Here is a 21,924-nt window from a genome sequence, read left to right as displayed (position 1 = left end):
AACTGCTCGTTATACTGATATTATCTAATTGCTTTTAATTATCTGTCATGATTTGAATCAAGTTGTGGTGCTTTTGCATATTTTTTTAAAACGGCAGATACGTCTTCTTTGGTTTTTAACCTACGAATTTCATCAAACAATGTTATCGCCTGCGGATATTGACGCTTTAAATAACCTAGCCATTGTTTAGTTCTAGATGCAAAATATTTTTCATCTTTAGCTGGGTCATGATGAATAGCTGAGTGTATTAAGTGATAAAGAACATGCTCCCATTCTAAACCCTCATAGTACTCATTGTTGACATGTGCTTTTATTTTTTTAGCTAAATCAGGATGAGATAGGGCGCCTCTGCCAAGCATTAAGTCACTGCAACCGCTTCTTTTTTGGCATAGCATTGCGTCTTCAACTTGCCATATTTCACCATTAGCAACTACAGCAATATTTTTACCTTTTATTATAGGAGGTATCTTTTCCCAATATGCAGGCGGGTTGTATCCATCGCGCTTTGTTCTTGCATGAATTGCTACGCTATTAGCGCCAGCACTTACAACCGCATCAATAATTTCTTGGCTGTTACTGTCGTCATCAAATCCTAAACGTATTTTTGCACTGACTTCATGTTTTGAATCTACCGCATCTCTAACCGCTTTAATTATGGTATACATATGCTCGGGATCTTTAAGCAAAACGGCACCACCGCGGCTACGGTTAACTGTTTTCGCAGGACACCCAAAATTAAGGTCAACACCATGAGAACCCAAATCAATCGCTCTCACTGCGTTTTCAGCTAATGGATTAGCTTCTTGTCCAAGCAATTGTATACGCACCGGCGTGCCTGCTCGGGTATAGCCATTATTATTTAGTTCAGGGCAGTATCGATAAAATACTTTTTCAGGTAAACGTGCTTGAACAACTCTTACAAATTCGGTCACGCATAAATCAAACCCGCCAAGGTCAGTTAGTAATTGGCGCATTTTAAAATCTACAACACCTTCCATAGGTGCTAAAACAAGTTTCATAAAGCGATTATATTATTAAAAATAAGGTCGCTAGTTTACCTGTAAATTGCATATTGATAAATCTGTAATTGTTACTCATAGTTAAAGTGAGAGCGCAGGGGGCAAATTTTTTCGATTAAATAAAAATAAAAATGAAAGTTTTTATTTCATCACAGGTCTACTTAAACATACACGCAATTTAAAACGATATTTACATTGCAACGACTTACACATTGAGTATAGAGAGCAAAGATAATGAATACAGTAAAAAATAATACAATCGCATTAACATTAGGTGCAGTAGTAGTGGGTTCTGCGAGTTTAGTATCTGCTGATGTACAAGCAAACCCGTTTGAATTTCAGCAGCTTGTTTCAGGTTATCAATTAGATGCTGCCGAAGGCAAGTGCGGTGAAGGCAAATGTGGCGGTGACGCAAAAGGTAAAAAAGAAGGCAAGTGTGGCGAAGGTAAATGTGGCGGCGACGCAAAAGGTAAAAAAGAAGGCAAGTGCGGCGAAGGTAAATGTGGCGGCGACGCAAAAGGTAAAAAAGAAGGCAAGTGCGGCGAAGGTAAATGTGGCGGTGACGCAAAAGGTAAAAAAGAAGGCAAGTGCGGCGAAGGTAAATGTGGCGGCGATGCAAAAGGTAAAAAAGAAGGCAAGTGCGGCGAAGGCAAATGTGGCGGCGATGCAAAAGGTAAAAAAGAAGGCAAGTGCGGCGAAGGTAAATGTGGTGGCCGTTAATTTCTTAATTTAATTAAGTTATGCTAAAGGGCCACGGGCCCTTTTTTGTTAATAGTAGAGGCAGTTATGACACAAATGCACAGTTCGGAATTTGGAATGGTTGGCTTAGGTTTGCGCCGTGAAATGCTAGATGAGTTATTAGAACACGTTCCAAAGCAAATTGATTTTTTAGAAGTTGCGCCTGAGAATTGGTTAAAACTGGGCGGCCGATTTAAAAAGCAGTTTAAAACATTAACCGATGCTAATGATTTTGTATGTCATGGCTTGTCTTTATCAATAGGTTCGCCAGAGCCGCTTGATATTGAATTTATTAAATCGCTAAAAGTCTTTTTTGATCAGCACAACATTAAAATGTTTAGTGAGCATTTGAGTTATTGCTCTGGTCAAGGCCATATGTATGATTTAATGCCCATCCCTTTTACCGAAGAGGCAATAGCGCATGTTGTCCCCCGAATTAAGCAAGTGCAAGACATTCTTGAACGACCTATTGCGATGGAAAATGTATCTTACTACGGTGCGCCAGGCCAAGAGTTATCTGAACTTGAATTTACAACTGAAATTTTAGAGCAAGCAGATTGTAAATTGTTGCTTGATGTAAATAATATTTATGTTAATTCGATAAACCATGGTTATGACGCAAATACTTTCTTAGCTGGCTTACCTACAAAACGTATCGCTTATGGGCATGTTGCGGGACATTATAATGAGGCTAATGATTTAATAGTCGATACTCATGGCGCCGATGTTATTGATCCAGTCTGGGAGTTGCTTGATAAAGCTTATAAGTTACATGGTGTATTTCCAACGCTTCTTGAGCGAGATTTTAATATTCCAGAGATAAATGTACTCACTAAAGAGCTTGATATTATTATTCAGTTGCAACAAAAGTATCTAAATCCTGAGCTTTCAAAACAACGAGCTTGAAGTTAACGCGAATCAGACAGTAATGAGTATCCAGCTATGAGTTTTATAGATGTTCAAAATGAATTTATGGCGCACATACGTGAACCAAAAAAAAATAAAAAGCCAACTGATATTGAAGATAGACGCATGGCTATATATCGCGACCTATTCTTTAATAACATAGAGGGATTCATTTCTTCCGGTTATCCAGTGTTAAAAACGCTTTATAGTGACAAACAATGGAACAAATTGATCAGACAGTTTTTTAGTGAATATGATTGTCAATCACCATACTTTTTAGATATAGCAGGGGAGTTTATTAATTACTTATCCAGTAGTTATAAAATGAAAAAAGATGACCCTGCTTTTATGTTAGAACTTGCGCATTATGAATGGATAGAGCTTGACGTTTCAATAGCTAACGAAGATCCTAATGAGAGAAAACTACAACAAACAGCGTTAACTAAAAGTCCATTATTTCTATCAAGCGTAGCGAGAAATTTGAGTTACCAATATCCAGTGCAAACTATAAGTGACCAAGTCCGGCCAAAAGAACCATCGACTGTACCTAACTATTTTGTTGTTTATAGAGATGAAGAAGATGAAGTACAGTTTTTAGCAACTAATTCAATGACGGCTTTATTACTCTCTATCATTGAAAGCGTTGAGGGCATTACATTTGATAACCTCTGCCAACAGGTGATTATGCAGGCTCCTCAGTTTAACGAAGAGCAAATAACACAAGGGGCGCTTGTGACACTCAATGCGCTGATTGAACGCGGTGTAATCGTGACAAAAAATCAAGATTAAGGCCTTTATTGATGTTTTTACATCGTCTATCATGGCAGCCTTATTTATCGTGCTTAATAAAAGGTTGTACTATGTCAGATGATAAAGATTTTAAAGATCCGTTTAACGCTACTTATTTTATTGCTTTTCTAGCGGTATTTGCAGGTATTGGTTGTTTAAATGCAATTTTAGGTTGGATCACTAGCTTAACCTAAAACGTATTTATAGTTTAAGGCTGTTGTCAGCATCAGCCTTAATGCTTTGCTTTTCTATCCTCTATAACTGTTCAATATTTTCGTTAAAGTCACAGCAAACTCGCAATTAAAGTTCACTTAAGGTTATAATCACCTGCTTTGTAATATCAACCATTGAGCAGTAAAACTTATGACTCAAGTAACACCAGCAATTATTAAAAACAGCATTGCAACAATTGCTGATTATCCTAAAGCGGGCATTATGTTTCGCGATGTAACTACATTAATGGCCAACCCTGAAGCGTTCAAGGCTACTATTGATGCGTTTATAACCGAATATAAAGACCAAGGTTTTACAAAAATTATTGGCACAGAATCACGTGGCTTTATTTTTGGTGCGCCTTTATCTTATGCTTTAGGTATTCCTTTTATTCCAGTGCGTAAGCCTGGCAAATTACCGCGCGAAGTTATTCGCCAAGATTACCTACTAGAATACGGTGAAGACACGCTAGAACTTCATGTTGATGCAATTGTACCCGGTGACAAAGTACTTCTTGTTGATGACCTTCTAGCAACTGGCGGTACTATCGAAGCGACTGCTAAACTAGTTAATAAGTTAGGCGGTGAGGCTACTGATGCAGCATTTGTTGTATCATTGCCTGAATTAGGTGGCGAACAACGCATAGAAAAAATGGGTATCAAAATCTTAAAGTTGGTTGAATTCGAAGGCGAATAATCGATGAGTTATCAGGTTCTAGCGAGAAAATGGCGTCCACAAACCTTTCATGAATTGGTTGGGCAGTCTCATGTTAAACAAGCGCTTGTTAATGCGCTTACACAAAATAGACTGCACCACGCGTATTTATTCACTGGAACCCGAGGTGTTGGTAAAACAACTATTGCGCGTATTTTTGCAAAAAGCTTAAATTGCGACGAAGGTATTTCGGCATCTCCTTGTGGGCAATGTAGTAGCTGTACAGATATTGAAGCAGGGCGCTACATTGACTTGCTAGAAATTGATGCTGCCTCTCGTACTAAAGTAGAAGATACGCGTGAAATACTTGATAACGTTCAATACGCACCTACGCGCGGGCGTTACAAAGTATACCTAATAGATGAAGTTCACATGCTTTCAAAGCATAGCTTTAATGCGCTTTTAAAAACGCTTGAAGAACCGCCAGAGCATGTGAAATTTTTACTCGCAACCACCGATCCTCAAAAGTTACCCGTTACTATTTTATCGCGATGTTTACAGTTTAATTTAAACGCCTTATCGCAAAGTGAAATTAAAACACAGCTTCAACACGTTTTGACTCAAGAACAACTGCGCTTTGATAACGATGCACTTAGCGTTATTGCAAAAGCTGCAGATGGCAGTATGCGCGATGCGCTTAGCTTAACCGATCAAGCTATAGCACAAACGAATGGTGATATTAATAATCAAGCGGTTCAAGCTATGCTTGGTTTAATGGATACACACTACAGCCAAAGTTTATTAGCAGCATTACTAAGTCAAGATGGCGCTGCGCTCATGAGCGAAATAGCAAATGTAGCGAGCAAAAACCCAAATTATATAGCGTTACTTGATGATTTAATTTCATTAACGCACTTAACCCAGCTTACCCAATTAGTGCCTCAAGCTGCTGGGCTTGATGAGACCAATGCTGATTACATAAAGCACGTTGCAGAGCACACAAGTGCACAGCAAGTGCAGGTTTATTACCAGTTACTTTTAAACGGTAAAAAAGATTTACAATGGGCCCCTGAGCCACGTTTAGGGTTCGAAATGATTTTGCTGAGGTTACTTGCATTTCAGCCTGCAGGAAACGAAAACCAGCAGGACGAGATAAGCACGCCTCAATTGCCGGCAGGTAATACTGAAAGCCGAGCCAATGCACTGCGTGATATTTTAAGTAAAAATAAGCCTGAAAGTACTAATAACGCAGCTAAACACAGCGACATAAGCGCTGTACAGCAACCAGCTGAAAAATCGATTATAAGTGCAGAACAGCATGAGCAAGTAACCCCCACTGTTACTGACACGCCTGTTGATTCTGATCACGTAGCCCATTTACAGGTTAAAAACGAAGAGGCTCAAACTGAAACGAGCCAAAATACACCTGCGAAGCAAATAAGTGATGAGCAAGCACAGCGTAACAGCGAAAATGAAGCGTACATGCAGCACAATGATGTAGAGCAAACATTAGCTGCACAATTCGATGATGTAATGAGTAGCGCGCTAGATCAAGGCTTTAATCCTCAAACTCAAAGTACAACGCAACAGGCTGAAACTCCAAGCGCTCCAGTCTCTTTGGATGCACCTTCACTGCATGATAAAGAGTCTCAGGCACAATCGGCCATTGCACGCATCTTACGTGACAGAAATATATCAGGTTCAGGCAGGTTATCAGGTAATAATACAGCTCAGCCGCCAGTGTCTGAAAAGCCTGAAGCTGATAATAATGAGCAAAGTAACAGGCTGGTTGGTTCGCCAATTGTAGAGCAAAGTGAATCCACTAATACAGATATACACACTCATTCTGAAAACACAGAACACCCACACGCGGCTTCTGTGCAATCGACTAACCCACCGCCGTGGGATGACTATAATACAGGCGAGCATGAAAAAAAGTCTGAGCTCCCTGTTAGCGGGAGCCAAGCAAAACGCCCCAGTGTAGTCGCTACAAAAGCACAAAAAGTTGATTTTAAAGCTAAGCATCAAACAATCACTGAAAATTTAGCGCCTGAGTTACTAGAACAAATTAATCCTCAAAGTGTGCCTGCTCCAGCTCCACAAGAGGAAAGTATTCCGGTTCCAGATGATTTTCAAAGCCCAATAAGTGAAATAAAGTTTGCTCATCAGCAAGACGAGTGGGCTTATTTGATAAAACGTATGGGGCTGGGTGGACGAATGCGCCAATTTGCGCTGCATTCAATTTTTACGAAGCAGGGAAGTAACTTACATATAGATGTTGATGAATCGCAAAAACACCTAGATACGCCAATGCTTCGTCAAAAACTTGATGCCGCATTATCGAGTATTTACGATCACAATGTGTCGCTGAGTATAAAATTTGCTCAAGGGGTTATCGATTCGCCTTATTTAATTCAACAAAAAATAGATGCAGGGCGCCATCAGCAAGCAATAGATGTGATCACAAGTGACGAAAACATAGTACAATTTCAACAGTTATTTAGCGCCGAAATTGACGAAAACAGTATTCAGGCATTGTAATTACATACAATCGCCCTTATCTTCATGACAATTAAAGATTAAAAGAAAGAGAGAAAATTATGTTTAAAGGTGGAATGGGTAACATGATGAAGCAAGCGCAGCAAATGCAAGAGCGCATGCAAAAAGCCCAAGACGAAATTGCAACAATGGAAGTTGTTGGTGAAGCGGGTGCAGGCTTAGTTAAAGTAACCATGCTTGGTAACCACAATGTTCGTCGCGTAGAGCTTGATGAAAGCCTTATGGAAGACGACAAAGACATGATTGAAGACTTACTTGCAGCGGCATGTAACGATGCTGTGCGCCGTGTAGCTGAAGAAACGCAAGAACGAATGAGCAAAGTAACTGGCGGTATGCAATTACCACCAGGTATGAAAATGCCGTTTTAACAAACAATGCAACTTTCAGATAGTTTAAATCAGCTTATTGAAGCATTGCGGTGTCAACCGGGTATTGGCCCAAAGTCTGCACAGCGTATTGCATTCCATTTGCTTGAACGTGATCGCAAAGGTGGTACACAACTAGGTAGCGCGCTTACTAAGGCAATGACAGCAATAGGTCATTGCCAAACGTGCCGAACTTTTTGTGAGCAACCTCAGTGTGACATTTGCTTGAGCACAAAACGCCAAGACAGCGGTACGTTATGTGTTGTTGAGTCGCCTACTGATGTACTTGCCATTGAGCAAACGGGTCAGTATTTAGGTTTATATTTTGTCCTTATGGGGCATTTATCACCCATTGATGGTATTGGCCCTAAAGAAATAGGCTTAGATGTTTTAGAGCAAAAACTTTCTCAAGGCGGCATTAACGAAGTAATACTAGCAACTAATCCTAGTGTTGAGGGTGAGACGACTGCGCATTATATTGCCCAGCTTTGCCACAAAAATAATGTGGGCGCCTCGCGAATAGCGCACGGTATTCCGGTTGGAGGCGAACTTGATTTAGTTGATGGTAGAACCCTAATGCATGCATTTAGTGGTCGCCGCGTGGTTACACAAGAATAGTTCATTAAAGCGACTGTTTGAAAAGATATGTAAAAGCCTACGTAATTAATTTATGTAGGCTTTTTTGTTTTTAAGGTAAGCTAGCTAAAAATAGTATGCAGTTAATTTGACGGCTAAGTAATCAAAGCCCTTTTTGAGATAGGTTTATTTAGAGTTAAAACGTAAGGATCACAATGAAAACGCATTCAACAAATCAAAGCGGCTTACTTAATAGTAAGCGATTTTTACCTTTGTTTATTACCCAGTTTTTTTCTGCCGTTAACGATAATGTCTATAAGCAGTCGGTGCTTATTTTACTGGTTTTTCAAGCTGCAACATTGGCCGATGGTGCGCTCTATTCAAACATAGCAGCAGGCTTATTTATTTTACCGTTTTTTTTATTTTCGGGTATGGCAGGGCAGCTTGCTGAGAAAACAGAAAAATCAAAATTAATCAGGTTTGTAAAACTTTGCGAAATTCCTATTATGGTTGTAGGGGCACTATCTATTTATACCCAGTCTATTTGGCTTATGCTCACCACTATATTTTTCATGGGGTTTCAAAGTACATTTTTTGGTCCGTTAAAATATTCTATTTTACCGCAGCACGTTGCCCCGAACGAATTAACAAAAGCGAATGGGTTAGTTGAATCGGGTACCTTTGTTGCCATTTTACTAGGGACTATTTTTGGGACTTATTACATTACGCAAAACGTAGGCCCCGAAATTATTAGCATTGCTGTATTCGTGCTCGCAGTATTAGGTTATGTGAGTAGCCGCTTTATACCAATAAGTGCAGCGAATGAACCTAACTTAGCGTTTACCTACAATATTTATACCTCTACAAAAAATGTGTTTTCAGCACTTAATTCGCAAACAGAGTCTGTTGGAAAATCAGTCTTAGGTATAAGCTGGTTTTGGTTAATAGGCGCCATTGTGCTAACTACATTACCAAACTATGTTAAGCACGTAATGGGCGGTAACGAATTAGTAGTAACCAGTGCGCTGGTGGTATTTTCGTTAAGTATTGCTATTGGTTCTTTATTATGTGAAAAGCTTTCGCGTTCGCGTATTGAGTTAGGCATTGTGCCCTTTGGTGCCATCTTAATTACCCTATTTTTATACTTGCTCAGTACAGAGCCCGCTATTTTAAGTTATGGTGTGCAAATCGATGAATTATTAACCTTAAAGCAGGTATTAAATACTGGCGATATGCGCTGGCACTTTGTGTGGATGGCCGGTATTGGTATAGCATCAGGTTTTTATACTGTTCCTTTGTATGCTTTGATACAACAAAGAACAGAAGAGGCGTGTCGGTCTCGTGTTATTGCCGCTAACAACGTACTTAATGCACTGTTTATGGTGTGCAGTGCCATTTTAAGTATTGTGACATTGTCTATTTTAGAGTGGAGTATCTCAGAATTATTGCTTTTACTTTCAGGGTTAAACTTACTGATTTCATTGTATATTTATACCAAAGTACCTGAGTTTTTCTTGCGTTTTATTATCTATATTTTAGCTATTTGCATGTATCGCGTGAAAACCAGAGGCGAAATAAATATACCAGAGGAAGGTGCAGCGGTTATCGTTGCCAATCATGTCAGCTTTGTTGATTGGATGTTTATTTTAGCAGCGTCACCAAGACCAATTCGTTTCATGGTTTTTGCGCCAATTTATTATTCTCCTGCTCTGCACTGGTTATTTAAAATGGCTAAAGCAATACCGATTGATAGCGAAAAATCAAACCCTGAAGCTTTTAAAAAGGCGTTTGACGATGTTGCAGAGGCACTTGAACGCGGCGAGCTTGTGGGTATTTTCCCTGAGGGTAAATTAACAGGTGATGGCTGTGTTGATATGTTTAGAAGAGGTATAGAGAGAATAATTGAGCGAACGCCTGTTGCTGTTGTGCCTGTGCATTTAGGTGGGCTTTGGGGCAGTATGTTTAGCCGAAAAACAAAGTGGCAATTACCTCGTTTAAAGTGGTCGTTAGTCTCTGTATCTGTTGGTGAGCCTGTTGCGGCAAATAAAGCAAAAGCGGATAACCTGCGTGAACGAGTGTTAGATTTAAAACTACTTTACTCTAAAGATAATGACTAATAGGCATGAAAAGCAGCCAATCAAACCCTATTGTCGATAATTTTATAGCGCCAAAATGCATAGATACGTTTAGTATTTTGTATCAAGATAACGATATTTTAGTCATTAATAAACCCAGTGGCTTGCTGAGTTTATCAGGGAAAAATCCAGAAAACTGGGACTCAGTACATTATCGTCTAGTAAATGGGCAAAAAGGGTTAACGCCGTCCTTTTTAAACGCTAAATTAGTTCATCGATTAGATTTAGGCACATCGGGAATAATGCTTGTAAGCCTAAACGATGTGAGCTCAAAGCGTTTAAATAAGCAGTTTCAATTACGCAGTGTAAAAAAGCATTATGTAGCAATGTTGCAGGGGTGTATAAGCGAAGATAGAGGGCAAATTGATGCGCCCATTGCTAAAGACACACAGTTATTTCCGCGAGTAAAAATTTGTAAACTAGAGGGGAAGCCAGCTGTTACCGAGTTTAACGTTATAAAGCGCCTTGCTAGCCCTGTTAGAACTTATGTACGCTTTTCTCCTTTGACTGGGCGTACTCATCAGCTACGCATACATAGTCATTTTATAGGCCACCCTATTTTAGGGTGCGACCTGTATAAGAGTGCACACAGTGAAAAGCTATCAAAACGTCTACAGTTGCATGCAAGCGATCTGTTTTTTGAACATCCCACTACAAATCAAGCAATTCACATCCATTGCCCAAGCCCATTTTAGTGTGAATTAACATTACATTTTTTAATTTTTTCCCTTGAAGTTCTATTAGCTCCCCCCATATTAAGTGCATAACGCAGACACTTTGCTAATTGGAGATATATAAATGACTGCAGCACAAAAAGAAACATTAGGCTTTCAAACAGAAGTAAAACAACTATTAAACTTAATGATTCATTGCCTTTAGTTATCCCCTGCTATTAATTTCTATCCCTTCTTAAGTCTCTTTATTTAATATAAAACAACACCTTACAGTAATTATAACGCCATCTATTAGCGACTATTGCCGACTAAGCCTAACTATTATCCGTGACAACTGAGTACCAAGGTGTGTACCATTTTAGAGTTGACCGTGTTTTTGGTCACATTTGGTCACAGAGTCGGAGTATCAATGAACATAACAGCAGCTAAAATAAAGAGCTTGAACGGTAAAGAGTATGCCGGTAAGCCCGAGATAACAGATGGAGATAATTTATCTCTTAGGATTTCACCAAAAGGAAAGATCACGTTTCAAATTCGATACAGAATAAATGGAAGGCAAGCGCGGTATAAAATTGGATCATATCCAGCTATGACATTAGCAAAAGCGAGAGAGGAATGTGCAAGGCAAATGGATCTGGTTAATAAAAATTTAGATCCTCGTAATATGGAAGGTGTGAGCGCTGTTGAATTAAGCCACATAGAGAACCCAACAATCTTAGATTGCGTTGAGTATTGGTATGTGAATTATTGCCTACCCAAGCGAGATAACCCGGAGGGTATTAAGACCAGGATAACATCATGCCTTAATGAAACATGGGGCAATCAATATATATGGCTTATGGATAAATCGCACTTTACGGCCTTTTTTAAGTCGATGGGTGATGTGTCAATTGAGAAGGGCAGAGGCAAAGGGTTTGCCTTTAACGCGATAATAGAAGTTAGATCAATGCTTCGCTTTTGTATTCGCCAGGGCTTTATTAGTAACACGCAGTTTGAAGCGTTAAGGCCAAGCGATTTTGCTACAGACTACGACAGTAGGGAGCATTATTTAACGTTAAAAGAGTGCCAGTTAATTTGGTCACACATTGACGAGCTCAATATAACAGACAGAAACAAGGTGCTTTTACGTTGCGCAATGGTGTTTGGTTGTCGCATAAGCGAGCTATGCAAGGCCAAGAAGGTTGATTTTGATTTAGATAACCAGCTTTTTACAACGCAAAGAGAAAATACAAAAGGCGCGTTACACTCTATCGTTCGACCAATACCTAACGAACTGGTAGATGATCTTAAGTATATAAAATCGCAATCGCCTTCTTATTTATATATGTTTCCTAACCGTGATGGTGATCATCCGGCTAGCGGCTCTAGCGTAAGTCAAATATCTAAGTCGTGCTACGAATCTATTGAAGGGGTGAACAAATTTAGGATGCACGATTTTAGGCGGACGATCTCAACGCACTTAACAGATGCGGGATGCCCTTTGCAATTTACAGAAAAATTACTAGGGCATAAGATGAAAGGGGTATTGGCGATATACAATAAATCGCCAATGCTTGAGGGGCTAACAGAGTGGATCAATCGGTGGGTTATCATGCTGAAAGGCGGCTAGCCTGTGCGTTGAGTTCAGCATAATAATTATCTATTGACGACTTAAGCCAGCGGTTAGGTTTGCCGTAATGCGCTGGCGGTATAAACTTGCCCTGACTTACTTGCTCTAATAAGTAACCAGGCGTTACGCGTTCCATTGCGGCCACTTCTTTTGTCGTGTAATACATGCTTGTTGGTAAACTCATAAATCACCTCGTTCATAACTATTTAAACGTAAACTTTCTTTGCTTGCTATTTCAATGCGCGGCTTTAATAGCGCCTTGTTTGCTTTTCCTATAGTGCTATCAGTTAGATCAAGACCTTTAAATACTTTGGTCTTGTTATTTTCCTCTTGAATAATTTGGTTGCGCTCAAAGTTGCGCATTTCAATTACTTCATCAAAGTGTTCTTCACAAGAAAAAGCGCCTCGATATTCGTATGCTTCACTTGCTCTTAGCTTAGATTTGCATTTTTGGCATGTGTAATTGCTCATAAATCACCTTTACCTTTTATTTTGCCTTGCTTTTTCAAGCTGCATGCCATTTCAGTAATGGCTTTGTAAGTTCTGCCGAGTGACAAGCACAACTCCGACACTGGCACTTTGCCGTAAAACTCAATTAAGTATTTTTGATCCGTGGTGGTCATTGGCTTTTTGTGATTAAAGTGAACCTGCGGATCGTATTTGCACATTAGTTCTTTCATAAGTCACATATAGGTTTAATCAAAAACAAAAGACTCTAAATGCTCGTCTAGCCCGCAGTTTAAAGATTCGCCTACTTCTTCTGCGCTCATCCCTGAAATTTTACCAAGCGCAAGAGTTGCTTTACTTTTTGCTGTTTCTGCATGAAGTAACTGGCTGCTCTTTCTTGCAAGGAATGATTTTAGGGCAAGCTGCTTATCTTCATTGCAATAAGTTCTTAAAGCTCCTTTCACAACTCTTTTTACAGTTATAAACTTATCACCACACTTTGATAGCTTTTCAAAATCCCATCGTTGCATTAGCTTAAAGTTCCACTCATCTACAACATAATGGCAACTCTCAGTTTCTCTTACTGAGTAAAATTTATTTAAACTAACAATTAAACCATTTTCATCGTGGTGATCACGGTATCTAAAGTGTGTTTCTTTTTCTGGAAGTTTTATTTTGCTTATATGTAATCTCATAAATCACCTATGCTAACTTTTTGGCATAATCAGGGTTCATAGCTCTATAACAAGCCGACTTCATACAGCCTTTGGCGTTGTTAAGGCGCTTGTTTAAATCTTCGCGGGTGTCGGGTACTTCGCACTCAAACGTGTCTGAATGAACGCCGTTGTAGAAATTCCACTTTAGGCGCGGGTTATTTGCGCATACATCATTTGCGTATATCTCGACGCGGTAGCCTGCGTGTTTTTCGGGTAAACAGCCTGCAGCATCTTTTAATAAATCGGCTAAGTAGTCTTTGTGAGACACGTTAGGCTTGCCGCTTTGAAGTAGAGCCCAGGCGAATGAGGCTATATTGCTGTCAAAATTTAAACCATGCTGTAGGGCTAGGGCTTTGATTTTTTCGTTGTTCATGGGTTCACCTTTGCATCTTTCTCTACTCTAACTTTATGCTCACACTTGGCATTGCCATGAGCGCCACAACCACCTCCAATTTTTGACTTGCCACATATGGCGCTGTACTTACCAACTCGACCTAAAGCGCCATCAACTTTGCATTGATATATAACCTTGCTTCTTTTATTCATGCTCAATAACTCCGACTTAGGGGTTAGCGCATACCAGGTATGCGCTCTGCGTTTAGTGCGTGGTTTCATTAGGCTGCTTTTGCCTTCTTTAATTCTGCTTCATGCTTTGCTTTACACGATTTACTAAAGTATTTACCCCACCCACGATCAGCGTCCGCTTTTCTGACTTCTTTACTTTGACCGCACCCGCACTCACAAACGATTTGCACTTTTGCGCCATACGCTCTTTTAATCGGCTGCGCTTTTGATTTTTTATTTAGCTTGCCTACTTCATTACCCCAAACCGACCAGTCTTTAACGCGCTTGCGTGAAAACAACTCGATACGCGGTACATCGCCGGCCAATTCAACACATGCCTCTCTAAACTCGTTTGGCTTTTCGCTGTGCTGACCGACAGGGTATGCGCCTGAAAACACGCCGCGACCAAGTATTTCGTCTAGGCTTTCTGTGTCGTAGTTGCCAACCGCACGCACTGAACGGCTCGCCACCTTTGGCTTACCTTTAACCGCAATGATTGCCGACTCACTACCGGCGCGGGTCCAAAACCCCATGCCAAAAATGGGATTATTGTTTATGGTTAGCTTGTTCCAAACAAAGCCATTCATATTTTTAAGGGTAAAGCCCCATGCTTTCACAACGTCCAGGGCTTCTTGTGGCATTGAGCCCACGTACCACATAACCAGTATGCAATCGTCCGCTGCAATATCATCAATAGGCATAGCTTTTAGCTCGTCTACGCTCATGGTTGATTTGTAGTGATGTGCTGCACCGCTTTTCATGCTACCGCCGGTCTTTTTATTGCTAAACTGCCAAGCTGGGTCTGAGTAAATAAGGTTAAATTTTTGGCCGTTAAATTGTTCAAACATGGGGCGCTCCTTACATGCACATTAAGAGTGCTGGGTATTGCAGGCCAATTGGCGCGAACGGGATGTCATCATCAAAATCAATGGTTGGACCGCCTTGTTGTCCGCCATTCATGTATTGATTGTTTGACACGTTACTTTGCTGCTGTGCTTGGTTGTTGCTTTGGCGCCGGCCTTGCTGCTGGCCCTGGTTGTTACCTTGGCGCTGCGCTTGATTGTTGCCTTGGTTATTATTACTGTTGCCGTAAGAATTATTACCTTGCGCCTGGCCTTGGTTATTGCCTTGTGCCTGGCTGTTTTGCTGCCCTTGGTAATTATTATTACCTTGGCCGCCTTGATCTTGACCACCTTGGCGCGCGCCTAGCATTTGCATTTGGCCTGTGAAGCCATCAACAACAATTTCTGTGGTGTATTTTTCTTGACCTTGTTGGTCGGTCCACTTGCGAGGTTGCAGTTTACCTTCAACGTAAATCTGTGAACCTTTGCGGCAGTATTCGCCAACAACTTCGGCTAACTTTCCAAAAAACACAACACGGTGCCATTCGGTTTTATCAACCATTTGGCCGCTGTTTTTGTCTTTGTAGCTGTCGCTAGTAGCTAGCGTGATGTTTGCTACAGCATTGCCGTTAGGCATGTATCGAACCTCTGGATCTTGGCCTAAGTTGCCTACCAAAATTACTTTATTAACGCCTCTAGCCATGATTGACTCCTTTTTAAAGCCCACCAAGTAAGGCGGGCTTTAGATGAATTAAATTAAAAACTACCTATGAACGTTTTAATTTCTGTGCTTTCTAAGCCTTCAATTACCAAAGACTTAAATTCTTCTGCCATTTCTTCAATGTGCTGTTCGTGCTTTATTATGCGTAAATTGAATATGGGCTTTTCGTAACCAGTCATAATGCTAACTCGCACAATAAATTCACGACTTAATAGGCCAGAGTAGGGAGTGCAGCTAAATCGAATATAAGCAGGCAAAGAGTCTTTATTTTTAGCTCCAATGCTGTGTAGATCTTCTTGCGACTCGTCAAAGTCACCAACTACGCTGCTGCTTTTCTTTATCTGCTCAATGGTTACGCTTTTAACTGCCTGTGCTGCCTGCGCTATAGTCATTGCTGACTCTGTAGTGCTGTTAATAGCCATGTAGTCACCTAGATCCTCAATAAAGTCCGAAAGGTCTTTTTGCGACATGCGCGAACCTACATTTGAAAGCAACTCTTTATATGCGCTCATTTTTTTAAGCGTTAATATAGATTTATGCTTCATGTGTTTTGGTGCAGACTCAGTGCCCATATCGAAAATAGTTACCGCCGCCATGCTGTCGTCTACAAAGCACTTAGAGCCTTCTTCTGCGTAATCTTTACAGTAGGAAAAGAAGTCAGCTACGCTATTTGTTTCCATAGTGCCGCGATAACTTGTTCTGTTTGGCATAAACTGTTCTAGGCTTTGTAATTCAAAGCTACTAGGCAAAACCGCAAGGGGGTTTTTTGTACCTTTAACTTGTTCTATTAAGTCAGGGATGTTTGCCGACTCTGCTATGTGTTCTAGTGCTTTTTTATCTAACATTTTTTATCCTAATATTTGTTTGTGGTTTGTTTAAAAGTTACTTGTTTTGTTGCACAAGCTGAAACTGCCCGGTGTAGTCCTCTTTCGGTCGCTCGATAGTAAGCTCGCCACCTCGACCAACGTAGAATACAGACTCGCTAACAGAGGATTCGCTTTTGATTCCTGTTGGTGTAAGCGCCTTATAATCAAGTTTTGAGGCTATTAATACTTGCCCTCCTTCTCCAAAATTAGTTAGGGATAATTCAACTGTTACTTTTGCCTTTCTATTAGCTTTTCCGTGGGTTACTTGGCTAGCTGCTATAGTGTTTAATATGTGTGCTAGTTTAGGCTTGAATGTTCCGGCCTCTAACTCAGCAATAAAGTTATCTACATCGGTTTTTTTACTTGGTACGCTTTGTTTATTTGACATATTTGCTTCACTTAGTTGTTAATAAAACGATGATGGCAACCACTAGAACGCGAACGCTGTTAACCGCTGCCATTTTTAAAAAGTCTCTGCGCTTTTGTTTTTGCTGTGCGCTTGAGCTATTGCCTTTGATTGCCATGTAATCGTGCATGGTTACGCTGCTTTTCTTAAATTAGCGAATGGCTTAATGCCGCCGTTCGCTTGGATTAAGCGGTTAACTTCTTTGCACACATGCTCAGCTTCTTTGCGATTGCGCGTAAATTTACACCCTGGCAAGGTCCAGCCTTCTTGCCCTTGATGCTTTGATGCTTTGATTGTTGCCAGGCCAACGCGCAGATCTTCAGTGCGCAAGTGCGAGTCCATTCTTAGCTGTGGTACTCTTAAATCTTTCATATAAACCTCTTTAAAAAGAGCTCGCGCCCGTAGGCGCTTGCTCGGTTGGAGTTGGAAACTTACGCTGCGTGCGCTTTGTTTAGGCGCTGCTCTAAATCTTTTATAAGAACGTCCTGCGCTTCGATGTAGCTCTCTGCTACGTCCAGTTGGTCGCAAATGCGATCTAGCTCGTCATTGTCTGCGCGGTCCTGGCTGCTAGGCCATAACGAAAGAGGCGTGTAACCTGTCGGTGCGCTTGTGCTTTCAAACACTGGTGATTTAAAGTTATTATCAAGTAAAGGCTCGCTTTGTTCCTGCGCGCTGATAGCTTCAGCTTGTGCTTCATGTACTTGCTGCTCTGCTTGCTCTGTCGCTGCGTCTTGCTCTGCCGATTGCGTAACCTCTGCTTGCAATTGCTCTATTTGGCGCGCTTCAACTGCGGCTTGCGCTTCTGCTTGGCGCTGTTGCTTTTCTTCTTTGAATTGCGCCATTTCTAAGCGGTCTTGTAGCTCGGCAATTACATCAGCTTTAAGCGCGATAACTTCATCAACACGCTCGCCAAAATCGCTTGCGGGTGGCGTGTAGTTCTCAAGCTGCGTAATGCGCGCGGCTATAATGTTGCTAGGGCTGTCTTTGTAGTTCATAGGATCGCGGCGTAAGTTATCAATGCGTTGTTCAATAACTCGCGCTTGCTCTTGTTTTTGCTGCTCTTGCTTAATCGCCTCTTGCTGGATGCGTAATTGCTCGCGCTCTGCTTCTACTGCTTCGGCTGCTTTGGCGGTTTGGTACATGGTGTTAAGCGCTTCAAGAATACTTTTCTTGGTGTCGATTGCTTCGTGAATGAGCTCTTTATCAAATGATTCAGTGTCGATAAGATCCACCGCTTCAATTGTGTCCGCAATAAACTGTGAGCCCTGGCCTTGGCACTGCTGAGTAAAATCATTCATTTGTGCGATTTCATCGCGCTGCTTGTTTAAAAGTTCTTCGCGCTCTTTAGCGATGCGTGCGGCTTCGTCTTTGCGGCGTTTATCTTCAAGTTCAAAAGCATTAATGATTGGATCGTAAATCACATCAATTTTTGATATTAATTCATCGCCATAGGCTTTAAGCTCGTTAGTAAATCCAATGCGGCGATCGTTAATTGATTTAACCAGCTTGTTGCGCTCAGTGCGTATTTTACGGCCTTGCTTAAACTCGTCCTCGTCAGACATATCAAGCGAAAACGACTTAGGGTACTGCTTGCGTAAATCGGCAAGCCCTTTCTTGGTTAAATCTTCCTGGTAAACAACTTCTACCAAGTTGGTTGCTGTGCTTTGATTAGTAGTCATGGTTATACTCCGTTTTTAAGGTTGTTTAGCGCCTCTGTATGCGCTTGGTTGACTTGAGCTACAAAGTCACTGCTATCTACTTTGTTTGCTCGACAATGCCCCTTAAGCTCTTGTAATAAGTGCTTATGGTTCATTGTTAAAACTGATTCGTTTTCCGCTGTAGTGATGCGGTCTTTAATGGCCGTATTTAGCCAGGTATGAAACTTTTTATTAGCGTTTAAGCTGTCCTCTTGCTCTTTAGCTTCAAGCTCGGCTTTTTTGCGATCTTTTACTTCAATCGCGCTATCGCGTATATCTATACGGTTAACAGCCATTGCAAACTTATAAGCTTGCTCGTAATGCTCGCGCAATGCTGATAGGCTGGTCGCTTGATCGATAGCATTTAGGTACTTGTCAAACTTAGCTTTTGGTAGCGCCCAATCAGGCAAAATTGGTGGGAACCATTCTGCGCTAATATCTACACCGCTCTTATTTTGCTTTTTGCTTTTTGCTATAAATATATATTCGCCGTTCGCTTGGAACCTGCTTTCTACAAGAGAGCATGTAGCAAATTCAGTTTCTAAAGAGTAAAGATAACGACCAATGCCAAATTGAACGGCAGTTCGCTTCATAGCGCCAGACAAAGCGCCTTTAAGTGCTTCTATATCTGAATACTCTGAACCATCCCATTTAGTGATCCACTCATCACCAAACCGAATACTTAACCCACACAAGTAACCTTTGCCGCTGGCGGCTTCTTTAAATTCGTTTTTCCACCCATCAATGCCTATTACATCATCAAGACGCTGCTGAATTGCGCGGTTAGTAATATAAGGAATAACCATTACCCATGGGTTGCTTGAGCTAGATACGCCGCTTTGTTGCACGCGCCATTCAATGTCGTGCGCTTCAAAAGGGTCTGATAATAAGCGTTGAATTTGTTTGGTATCCATCGTATTAACTCGCTAACTTAAGGTTTAAATTGAATGTGCCGGTGCGCTTAAATCTGCGTACTTCAGCAAGCGCCAGGGTAAGTTTTTCTGTGGCATCTTTATCGCCAAGTAGGATCAGGTATGACTTTTCAGCTTTGCCATCAACATAAACAAACAACGAAATAGAACCCTCAACCGCGTTAGTCACTACGTTTACATGTGAGCGACTTCTAAATAAAAACGACTCAACAGCAAGTGACGCTACTAGCGTTTTAGTTTCTAGCGAAAGGGTAGGGAATGATTGTGTATTGTTATCCATATAAACACCTAATTTGTTTAATTCGTTAAACATTGATAGGAAGTATAGCTGTTTATACAGAATGGTCAACAGGTTTGTTTAATTAATTATACAAAATAGACAAAAAAATAGCGCCGCTAATGGACGCTATCTTTTTCTTGGTGGTTTTATTGCCGACTATTGCCGACTATTACTTATTGCAGTTATACGCATTTGCAGAAACGCTTGGTGAAAATCCGCCGTTAATTGCTTGCCACACAATATGTGTAGCGCCGGCGGAAAAAGCTTGCTCTTTTGCTTGCTCTTTTGCGTTTTCAATTCCTACCGATGCGGCTAAACCTCCCCACCCGCTAGTGCCGGATACATTTTTTACAAATTGGCATTTCTCAACTTCGCTTAATACGCTTTCTTTAATCATGCCAACACCAATGCCTTTAGAGGCGCAACCTGTAAGACAAAAGCATAGAATGGCTGTTATTGTTGCTTTTTTCATTGTAACCCCCTAAAAATCTTGAATAACCTGCTTTACTACACCGATGATGGTGCAGTTACCATTTATAGCAATTGTTGGATAGCTGCTATTAAACGGCTTTAAGTATTTACTGCCTCCATCCTCTACTAATTGTTTTAAGGTTGCTTCATCACTATTATCGAGCCTTGCAACAACAACTTTACCATGTTCTGCTGAAATATTTGGGTCCACTATAATAACTGATCCCTCCGGGATGGACTTTCCACCGCTCAAGCTTGTCATGCTATCGCCTTTAACACGTAGGGCAAATGACTCGTCACTTACATTTGCTGTGTGCTGGTAGAATGTTACGTCCGACTCTTGTCTAAGGCTTTCCAAATCGATCTCTCTCCATTTTCCGGCTTGGACCCATGACAATAAAGGAGCTTTCCCTCGTAAATCCGGGCCAAGCTCTAGCTCAATATTACCATCAATACTCCCCACGCCCGATGCTAACCATCTTGCATTGCATCTAAGCGCCTTGGATAGCTTTAAAAGATTTTCACCAGAGGGGATCGCTTGCCCTGTTCTCCAATGGCTAACGGACGCACGCCCTGTGCCTAACTGCCGAGCTAGGTCACTGCCCTTTAGTTTTAGTTGAGTCATTCTTGAAATTAACCGTTCTGAAAAGCTCATAAAGCCTCGATAGTGTTTAGTAATCTATACATTATATTTAAAGTTTGTTTGTTTGTGTTGAACAAACGATGCGTATAATCTATTATACAAAATAACAAACCAAGGAGCGCTTATGAAAACACAAGACGCAATTAACTATTATAAAACCGAATCTGCCCTTGCTAGAGCGTTCACGCCAGAGCTCACGCGAGGTGCCGTTAATCAGTGGCCTAAAGATGGCCTTATGCCAATTGGTCGCGCGCTGTATTTAGAAAAAATAACTGGCGGCAAACTAAGTGTTGATCTTGCTGATTACGGCATACCAACCGAAGCCCAAACTGCAGCATAGGGAAACTATAAATGCTCTTATCTAAAAAAAGTACGAGAAACTCGACACCAAGCACTCGATGCCCAATTGAAGCAGCGGGAAGTATTGCGTGTGACTACAACGTGTCTGATATTGCGCGCGCGATGGCTAAGTCGCCAACAACGCTTAGCAATAAGCTTAATGCAAACATTGATTCGCACGTTCTAACACTTCAAGAAGCGATTGCTATTCAGCATATCACTAATGACTACCGCATTATGAACGCCTGGGCTTACAGCGAAGGCAAAACAATTATTGATTTGCCAGAAGTGGGCTTGTCGGACGAAGAATTGGCCGATCAAGTTTTACACCTTCAAGAAACAGCCGGCGGGTTTGCTAAGTCTGTGAGATTGGCAAGAGAAGATGGCGTGATAACCGAAGGTGAATTTAACGATATACATAAGCACGCGCTTGAAACAATCAGTGCTGTTTTGCATATCACGGCAGAGCTTGAGCAAATGGTTCGCCCTAGCCCAATAAATCCACCAAAAGCAACGTTAAAGGTGGCTTCATAATGGCAGATCCAGCAGACGCAGCGCAGTTAGAAATAGAGCGTACAGAAGCGCGCTTAATTGCCAACTTAAAGAAAGCAGACGTTACGCCAACTGACGAGTGTATTGAGTGTGGTAATGAGATACAAGAAGCGCGAAAGAAGGCGATTAAAACTAATTTGTGCATTGGTTGTGCAGAAATGAACGAGCTACGCAGTCGAAACTACGCAACTCGCAAGTAAAACAAAACCCG

Annotated in this window: 32 protein-coding genes; 14 read left to right on the top strand and 18 right to left on the bottom strand. The window is 41.1% G+C overall.

Annotation, left to right across the window (positions count from 1 at the left end):
* Positions 1–38: 38 nt before the first annotated feature.
* Positions 39–1,019, bottom strand: coding sequence for a tRNA-dihydrouridine synthase (locus PS1M3_RS09905; protein WP_138740347.1), 981 nt, complete (start codon positions 1,017–1,019; stop codon positions 39–41).
* A 234-nt stretch (positions 1,020–1,253) separates the two neighbouring features.
* Between PS1M3_RS09905 and PS1M3_RS09900 the strand changes: the two genes are divergently transcribed.
* The 11 genes from PS1M3_RS09900 (at position 1,254) to PS1M3_RS09855 (ending at position 12,237) form a co-directional block, all read left to right on the top strand.
* Complete coding sequence (locus PS1M3_RS09900) at positions 1,254–1,739, top strand: hypothetical protein (protein WP_010557588.1); 486 nt, start codon at positions 1,254–1,256, stop codon at positions 1,737–1,739.
* Between the two features lie 96 nt (positions 1,740–1,835).
* On the top strand, positions 1,836–2,663 hold the full coding sequence (locus PS1M3_RS09895; RefSeq protein ID WP_138740056.1) for a DUF692 domain-containing protein: 828 nt from the start codon (positions 1,836–1,838) through the stop codon (positions 2,661–2,663).
* A 36-nt stretch (positions 2,664–2,699) separates the two neighbouring features.
* Positions 2,700–3,452 carry a DUF2063 domain-containing protein gene (locus PS1M3_RS09890; RefSeq protein ID WP_138740054.1) on the top strand — a complete coding sequence of 251 codons (753 nt, stop codon included), beginning with the start codon at positions 2,700–2,702 and terminating at the stop codon, positions 3,450–3,452.
* A gap of 71 nt (positions 3,453–3,523) precedes the next feature.
* Positions 3,524–3,646: a hypothetical protein gene (locus tag PS1M3_RS20130; RefSeq protein ID WP_008132255.1), complete on the top strand. Its 123-nt coding sequence runs from the start codon at positions 3,524–3,526 to the stop codon at positions 3,644–3,646.
* Positions 3,647–3,815: 169 nt separating this feature from the next.
* A complete protein-coding gene (gene apt, locus PS1M3_RS09885; protein WP_006792394.1) occupies positions 3,816–4,361 on the top strand; it encodes an adenine phosphoribosyltransferase in 546 nt (181 codons plus the stop codon).
* Positions 4,362–4,364: 3 nt separating this feature from the next.
* Entirely contained in the window at positions 4,365–6,860 is a 2,496-nt protein-coding gene (gene dnaX, locus PS1M3_RS09880) for a DNA polymerase III subunit gamma/tau (protein WP_138740053.1), read from the top strand.
* Positions 6,861–6,919: 59 nt separating this feature from the next.
* Positions 6,920–7,246 (top strand): YbaB/EbfC family nucleoid-associated protein, encoded by a 327-nt coding sequence (locus PS1M3_RS09875; RefSeq protein ID WP_006792396.1) that lies wholly within the window; start codon positions 6,920–6,922, stop codon positions 7,244–7,246.
* A 6-nt stretch (positions 7,247–7,252) separates the two neighbouring features.
* Positions 7,253–7,861 (top strand): recombination mediator RecR, encoded by a 609-nt coding sequence (gene recR, locus PS1M3_RS09870; RefSeq protein WP_008132248.1) that lies wholly within the window; start codon positions 7,253–7,255, stop codon positions 7,859–7,861.
* 173 nt (positions 7,862–8,034) lie between these two features.
* On the top strand, positions 8,035–9,936 hold the full coding sequence (locus PS1M3_RS09865; protein ID WP_138740052.1) for an MFS transporter: 1,902 nt from the start codon (positions 8,035–8,037) through the stop codon (positions 9,934–9,936).
* A gap of 5 nt (positions 9,937–9,941) precedes the next feature.
* Positions 9,942–10,649: an RluA family pseudouridine synthase gene (locus tag PS1M3_RS09860; RefSeq protein WP_138740051.1), complete on the top strand. Its 708-nt coding sequence runs from the start codon at positions 9,942–9,944 to the stop codon at positions 10,647–10,649.
* A 388-nt stretch (positions 10,650–11,037) separates the two neighbouring features.
* Positions 11,038–12,237 (top strand): integrase family protein, encoded by a 1,200-nt coding sequence (locus PS1M3_RS09855; protein WP_203983948.1) that lies wholly within the window; start codon positions 11,038–11,040, stop codon positions 12,235–12,237.
* Here the strand turns inward: PS1M3_RS09855 and PS1M3_RS09850 are convergent.
* From PS1M3_RS09850 to PS1M3_RS09770, 17 genes are all read right to left on the bottom strand, one after another.
* The gene (locus PS1M3_RS09850; RefSeq protein ID WP_203983947.1) at positions 12,218–12,421 is read right to left on the bottom strand and encodes a helix-turn-helix domain-containing protein; all 204 of its coding nucleotides are present in this window, start codon (positions 12,419–12,421) and stop codon (positions 12,218–12,220) included. The two genes, PS1M3_RS09855 and PS1M3_RS09850, sit on opposite strands and share 20 nt — an antisense overlap.
* Positions 12,418–12,708, bottom strand: coding sequence for a hypothetical protein (locus PS1M3_RS09845; protein WP_203983946.1), 291 nt, complete (start codon positions 12,706–12,708; stop codon positions 12,418–12,420). The genes PS1M3_RS09850 and PS1M3_RS09845 overlap by 4 nt, the downstream gene beginning before the upstream one ends.
* Positions 12,705–12,917, bottom strand: a complete 213-nt coding sequence (locus PS1M3_RS09840; protein WP_203983945.1) for a hypothetical protein — start codon at positions 12,915–12,917, stop codon at positions 12,705–12,707. The genes PS1M3_RS09845 and PS1M3_RS09840 overlap by 4 nt, the downstream gene beginning before the upstream one ends.
* 15 nt (positions 12,918–12,932) lie before the next feature.
* Positions 12,933–13,379, bottom strand: coding sequence for a hypothetical protein (locus tag PS1M3_RS09835; RefSeq protein ID WP_203983943.1), 447 nt, complete (start codon positions 13,377–13,379; stop codon positions 12,933–12,935).
* 7 nt (positions 13,380–13,386) lie between these two features.
* The gene (locus PS1M3_RS09830) at positions 13,387–13,773 is read right to left on the bottom strand and encodes a hypothetical protein (RefSeq protein ID WP_203983941.1); all 387 of its coding nucleotides are present in this window, start codon (positions 13,771–13,773) and stop codon (positions 13,387–13,389) included.
* Positions 13,770–14,015, bottom strand: coding sequence for a hypothetical protein (locus PS1M3_RS09825; protein ID WP_203983939.1), 246 nt, complete (start codon positions 14,013–14,015; stop codon positions 13,770–13,772). Before PS1M3_RS09825 ends, PS1M3_RS09830 begins: the two co-directional genes overlap by 4 nt.
* Entirely contained in the window at positions 14,015–14,812 is a 798-nt protein-coding gene (locus tag PS1M3_RS09820; RefSeq protein WP_203983937.1) for an MT-A70 family methyltransferase, read from the bottom strand. Before PS1M3_RS09820 ends, PS1M3_RS09825 begins: the two co-directional genes overlap by 1 nt.
* Before the next feature lie 10 nt (positions 14,813–14,822).
* Positions 14,823–15,509, bottom strand: coding sequence for a single-stranded DNA-binding protein (gene ssb / locus PS1M3_RS09815; RefSeq protein ID WP_239104446.1), 687 nt, complete (start codon positions 15,507–15,509; stop codon positions 14,823–14,825).
* Positions 15,510–15,562: 53 nt separating this feature from the next.
* Positions 15,563–16,372 carry a DUF2303 family protein gene (locus PS1M3_RS09810; RefSeq protein WP_203983935.1) on the bottom strand — a complete coding sequence of 270 codons (810 nt, stop codon included), beginning with the start codon at positions 16,370–16,372 and terminating at the stop codon, positions 15,563–15,565.
* A gap of 37 nt (positions 16,373–16,409) precedes the next feature.
* Positions 16,410–16,781 carry a hypothetical protein gene (locus PS1M3_RS09805; protein WP_203983933.1) on the bottom strand — a complete coding sequence of 124 codons (372 nt, stop codon included), beginning with the start codon at positions 16,779–16,781 and terminating at the stop codon, positions 16,410–16,412.
* A gap of 7 nt (positions 16,782–16,788) precedes the next feature.
* On the bottom strand, positions 16,789–16,929 hold the full coding sequence (locus PS1M3_RS09800) for a hypothetical protein (RefSeq protein WP_171047570.1): 141 nt from the start codon (positions 16,927–16,929) through the stop codon (positions 16,789–16,791).
* A 2-nt stretch (positions 16,930–16,931) separates the two neighbouring features.
* Positions 16,932–17,171 carry a hypothetical protein gene (locus PS1M3_RS09795; protein ID WP_138740038.1) on the bottom strand — a complete coding sequence of 80 codons (240 nt, stop codon included), beginning with the start codon at positions 17,169–17,171 and terminating at the stop codon, positions 16,932–16,934.
* Positions 17,172–17,230: 59 nt separating this feature from the next.
* Entirely contained in the window at positions 17,231–18,478 is a 1,248-nt protein-coding gene (locus tag PS1M3_RS09790) for a hypothetical protein (protein ID WP_203983931.1), read from the bottom strand.
* Positions 18,479–18,480: 2 nt separating this feature from the next.
* Positions 18,481–19,410: a Rad52/Rad22 family DNA repair protein gene (locus tag PS1M3_RS09785; protein ID WP_203983929.1), complete on the bottom strand. Its 930-nt coding sequence runs from the start codon at positions 19,408–19,410 to the stop codon at positions 18,481–18,483.
* Between the two features lie 4 nt (positions 19,411–19,414).
* Complete coding sequence (locus PS1M3_RS09780) at positions 19,415–19,708, bottom strand: hypothetical protein (RefSeq protein ID WP_138740035.1); 294 nt, start codon at positions 19,706–19,708, stop codon at positions 19,415–19,417.
* Between the two features lie 169 nt (positions 19,709–19,877).
* The gene (locus tag PS1M3_RS09775) at positions 19,878–20,180 is read right to left on the bottom strand and encodes a hypothetical protein (protein ID WP_138740034.1); all 303 of its coding nucleotides are present in this window, start codon (positions 20,178–20,180) and stop codon (positions 19,878–19,880) included.
* Positions 20,181–20,189: 9 nt separating this feature from the next.
* On the bottom strand, positions 20,190–20,834 hold the full coding sequence (locus tag PS1M3_RS09770; RefSeq protein ID WP_203983927.1) for a LexA family transcriptional regulator: 645 nt from the start codon (positions 20,832–20,834) through the stop codon (positions 20,190–20,192).
* Positions 20,835–20,946: 112 nt separating this feature from the next.
* Here PS1M3_RS09770 and PS1M3_RS09765 point away from each other — a divergent pair, with 112 nt between their 5' ends.
* From PS1M3_RS09765 to PS1M3_RS09755, 3 genes are read left to right on the top strand one after another with little or no spacing between them, the layout of a single operon-like run.
* Positions 20,947–21,162 (top strand): Cro/CI family transcriptional regulator, encoded by a 216-nt coding sequence (locus tag PS1M3_RS09765; RefSeq protein WP_138740033.1) that lies wholly within the window; start codon positions 20,947–20,949, stop codon positions 21,160–21,162.
* 11 nt (positions 21,163–21,173) lie between these two features.
* On the top strand, positions 21,174–21,695 hold the full coding sequence (locus PS1M3_RS09760) for a phage regulatory CII family protein (RefSeq protein WP_203983925.1): 522 nt from the start codon (positions 21,174–21,176) through the stop codon (positions 21,693–21,695).
* On the top strand, positions 21,695–21,913 hold the full coding sequence (locus tag PS1M3_RS09755; RefSeq protein WP_203983911.1) for a hypothetical protein: 219 nt from the start codon (positions 21,695–21,697) through the stop codon (positions 21,911–21,913). Before PS1M3_RS09760 ends, PS1M3_RS09755 begins: the two co-directional genes overlap by 1 nt.
* The last annotated feature ends 11 nt before the right edge of the window (positions 21,914–21,924 follow it).

The organism is Pseudoalteromonas sp. PS1M3 (assembly GCF_016865405.1).
In the GTDB taxonomy this organism is placed as follows: domain Bacteria; phylum Pseudomonadota; class Gammaproteobacteria; order Enterobacterales; family Alteromonadaceae; genus Pseudoalteromonas; species Pseudoalteromonas marina.
Note: the sequence above shows the minus strand (reverse complement) of the source record. Positions and strands in the feature narration are given on the sequence as shown.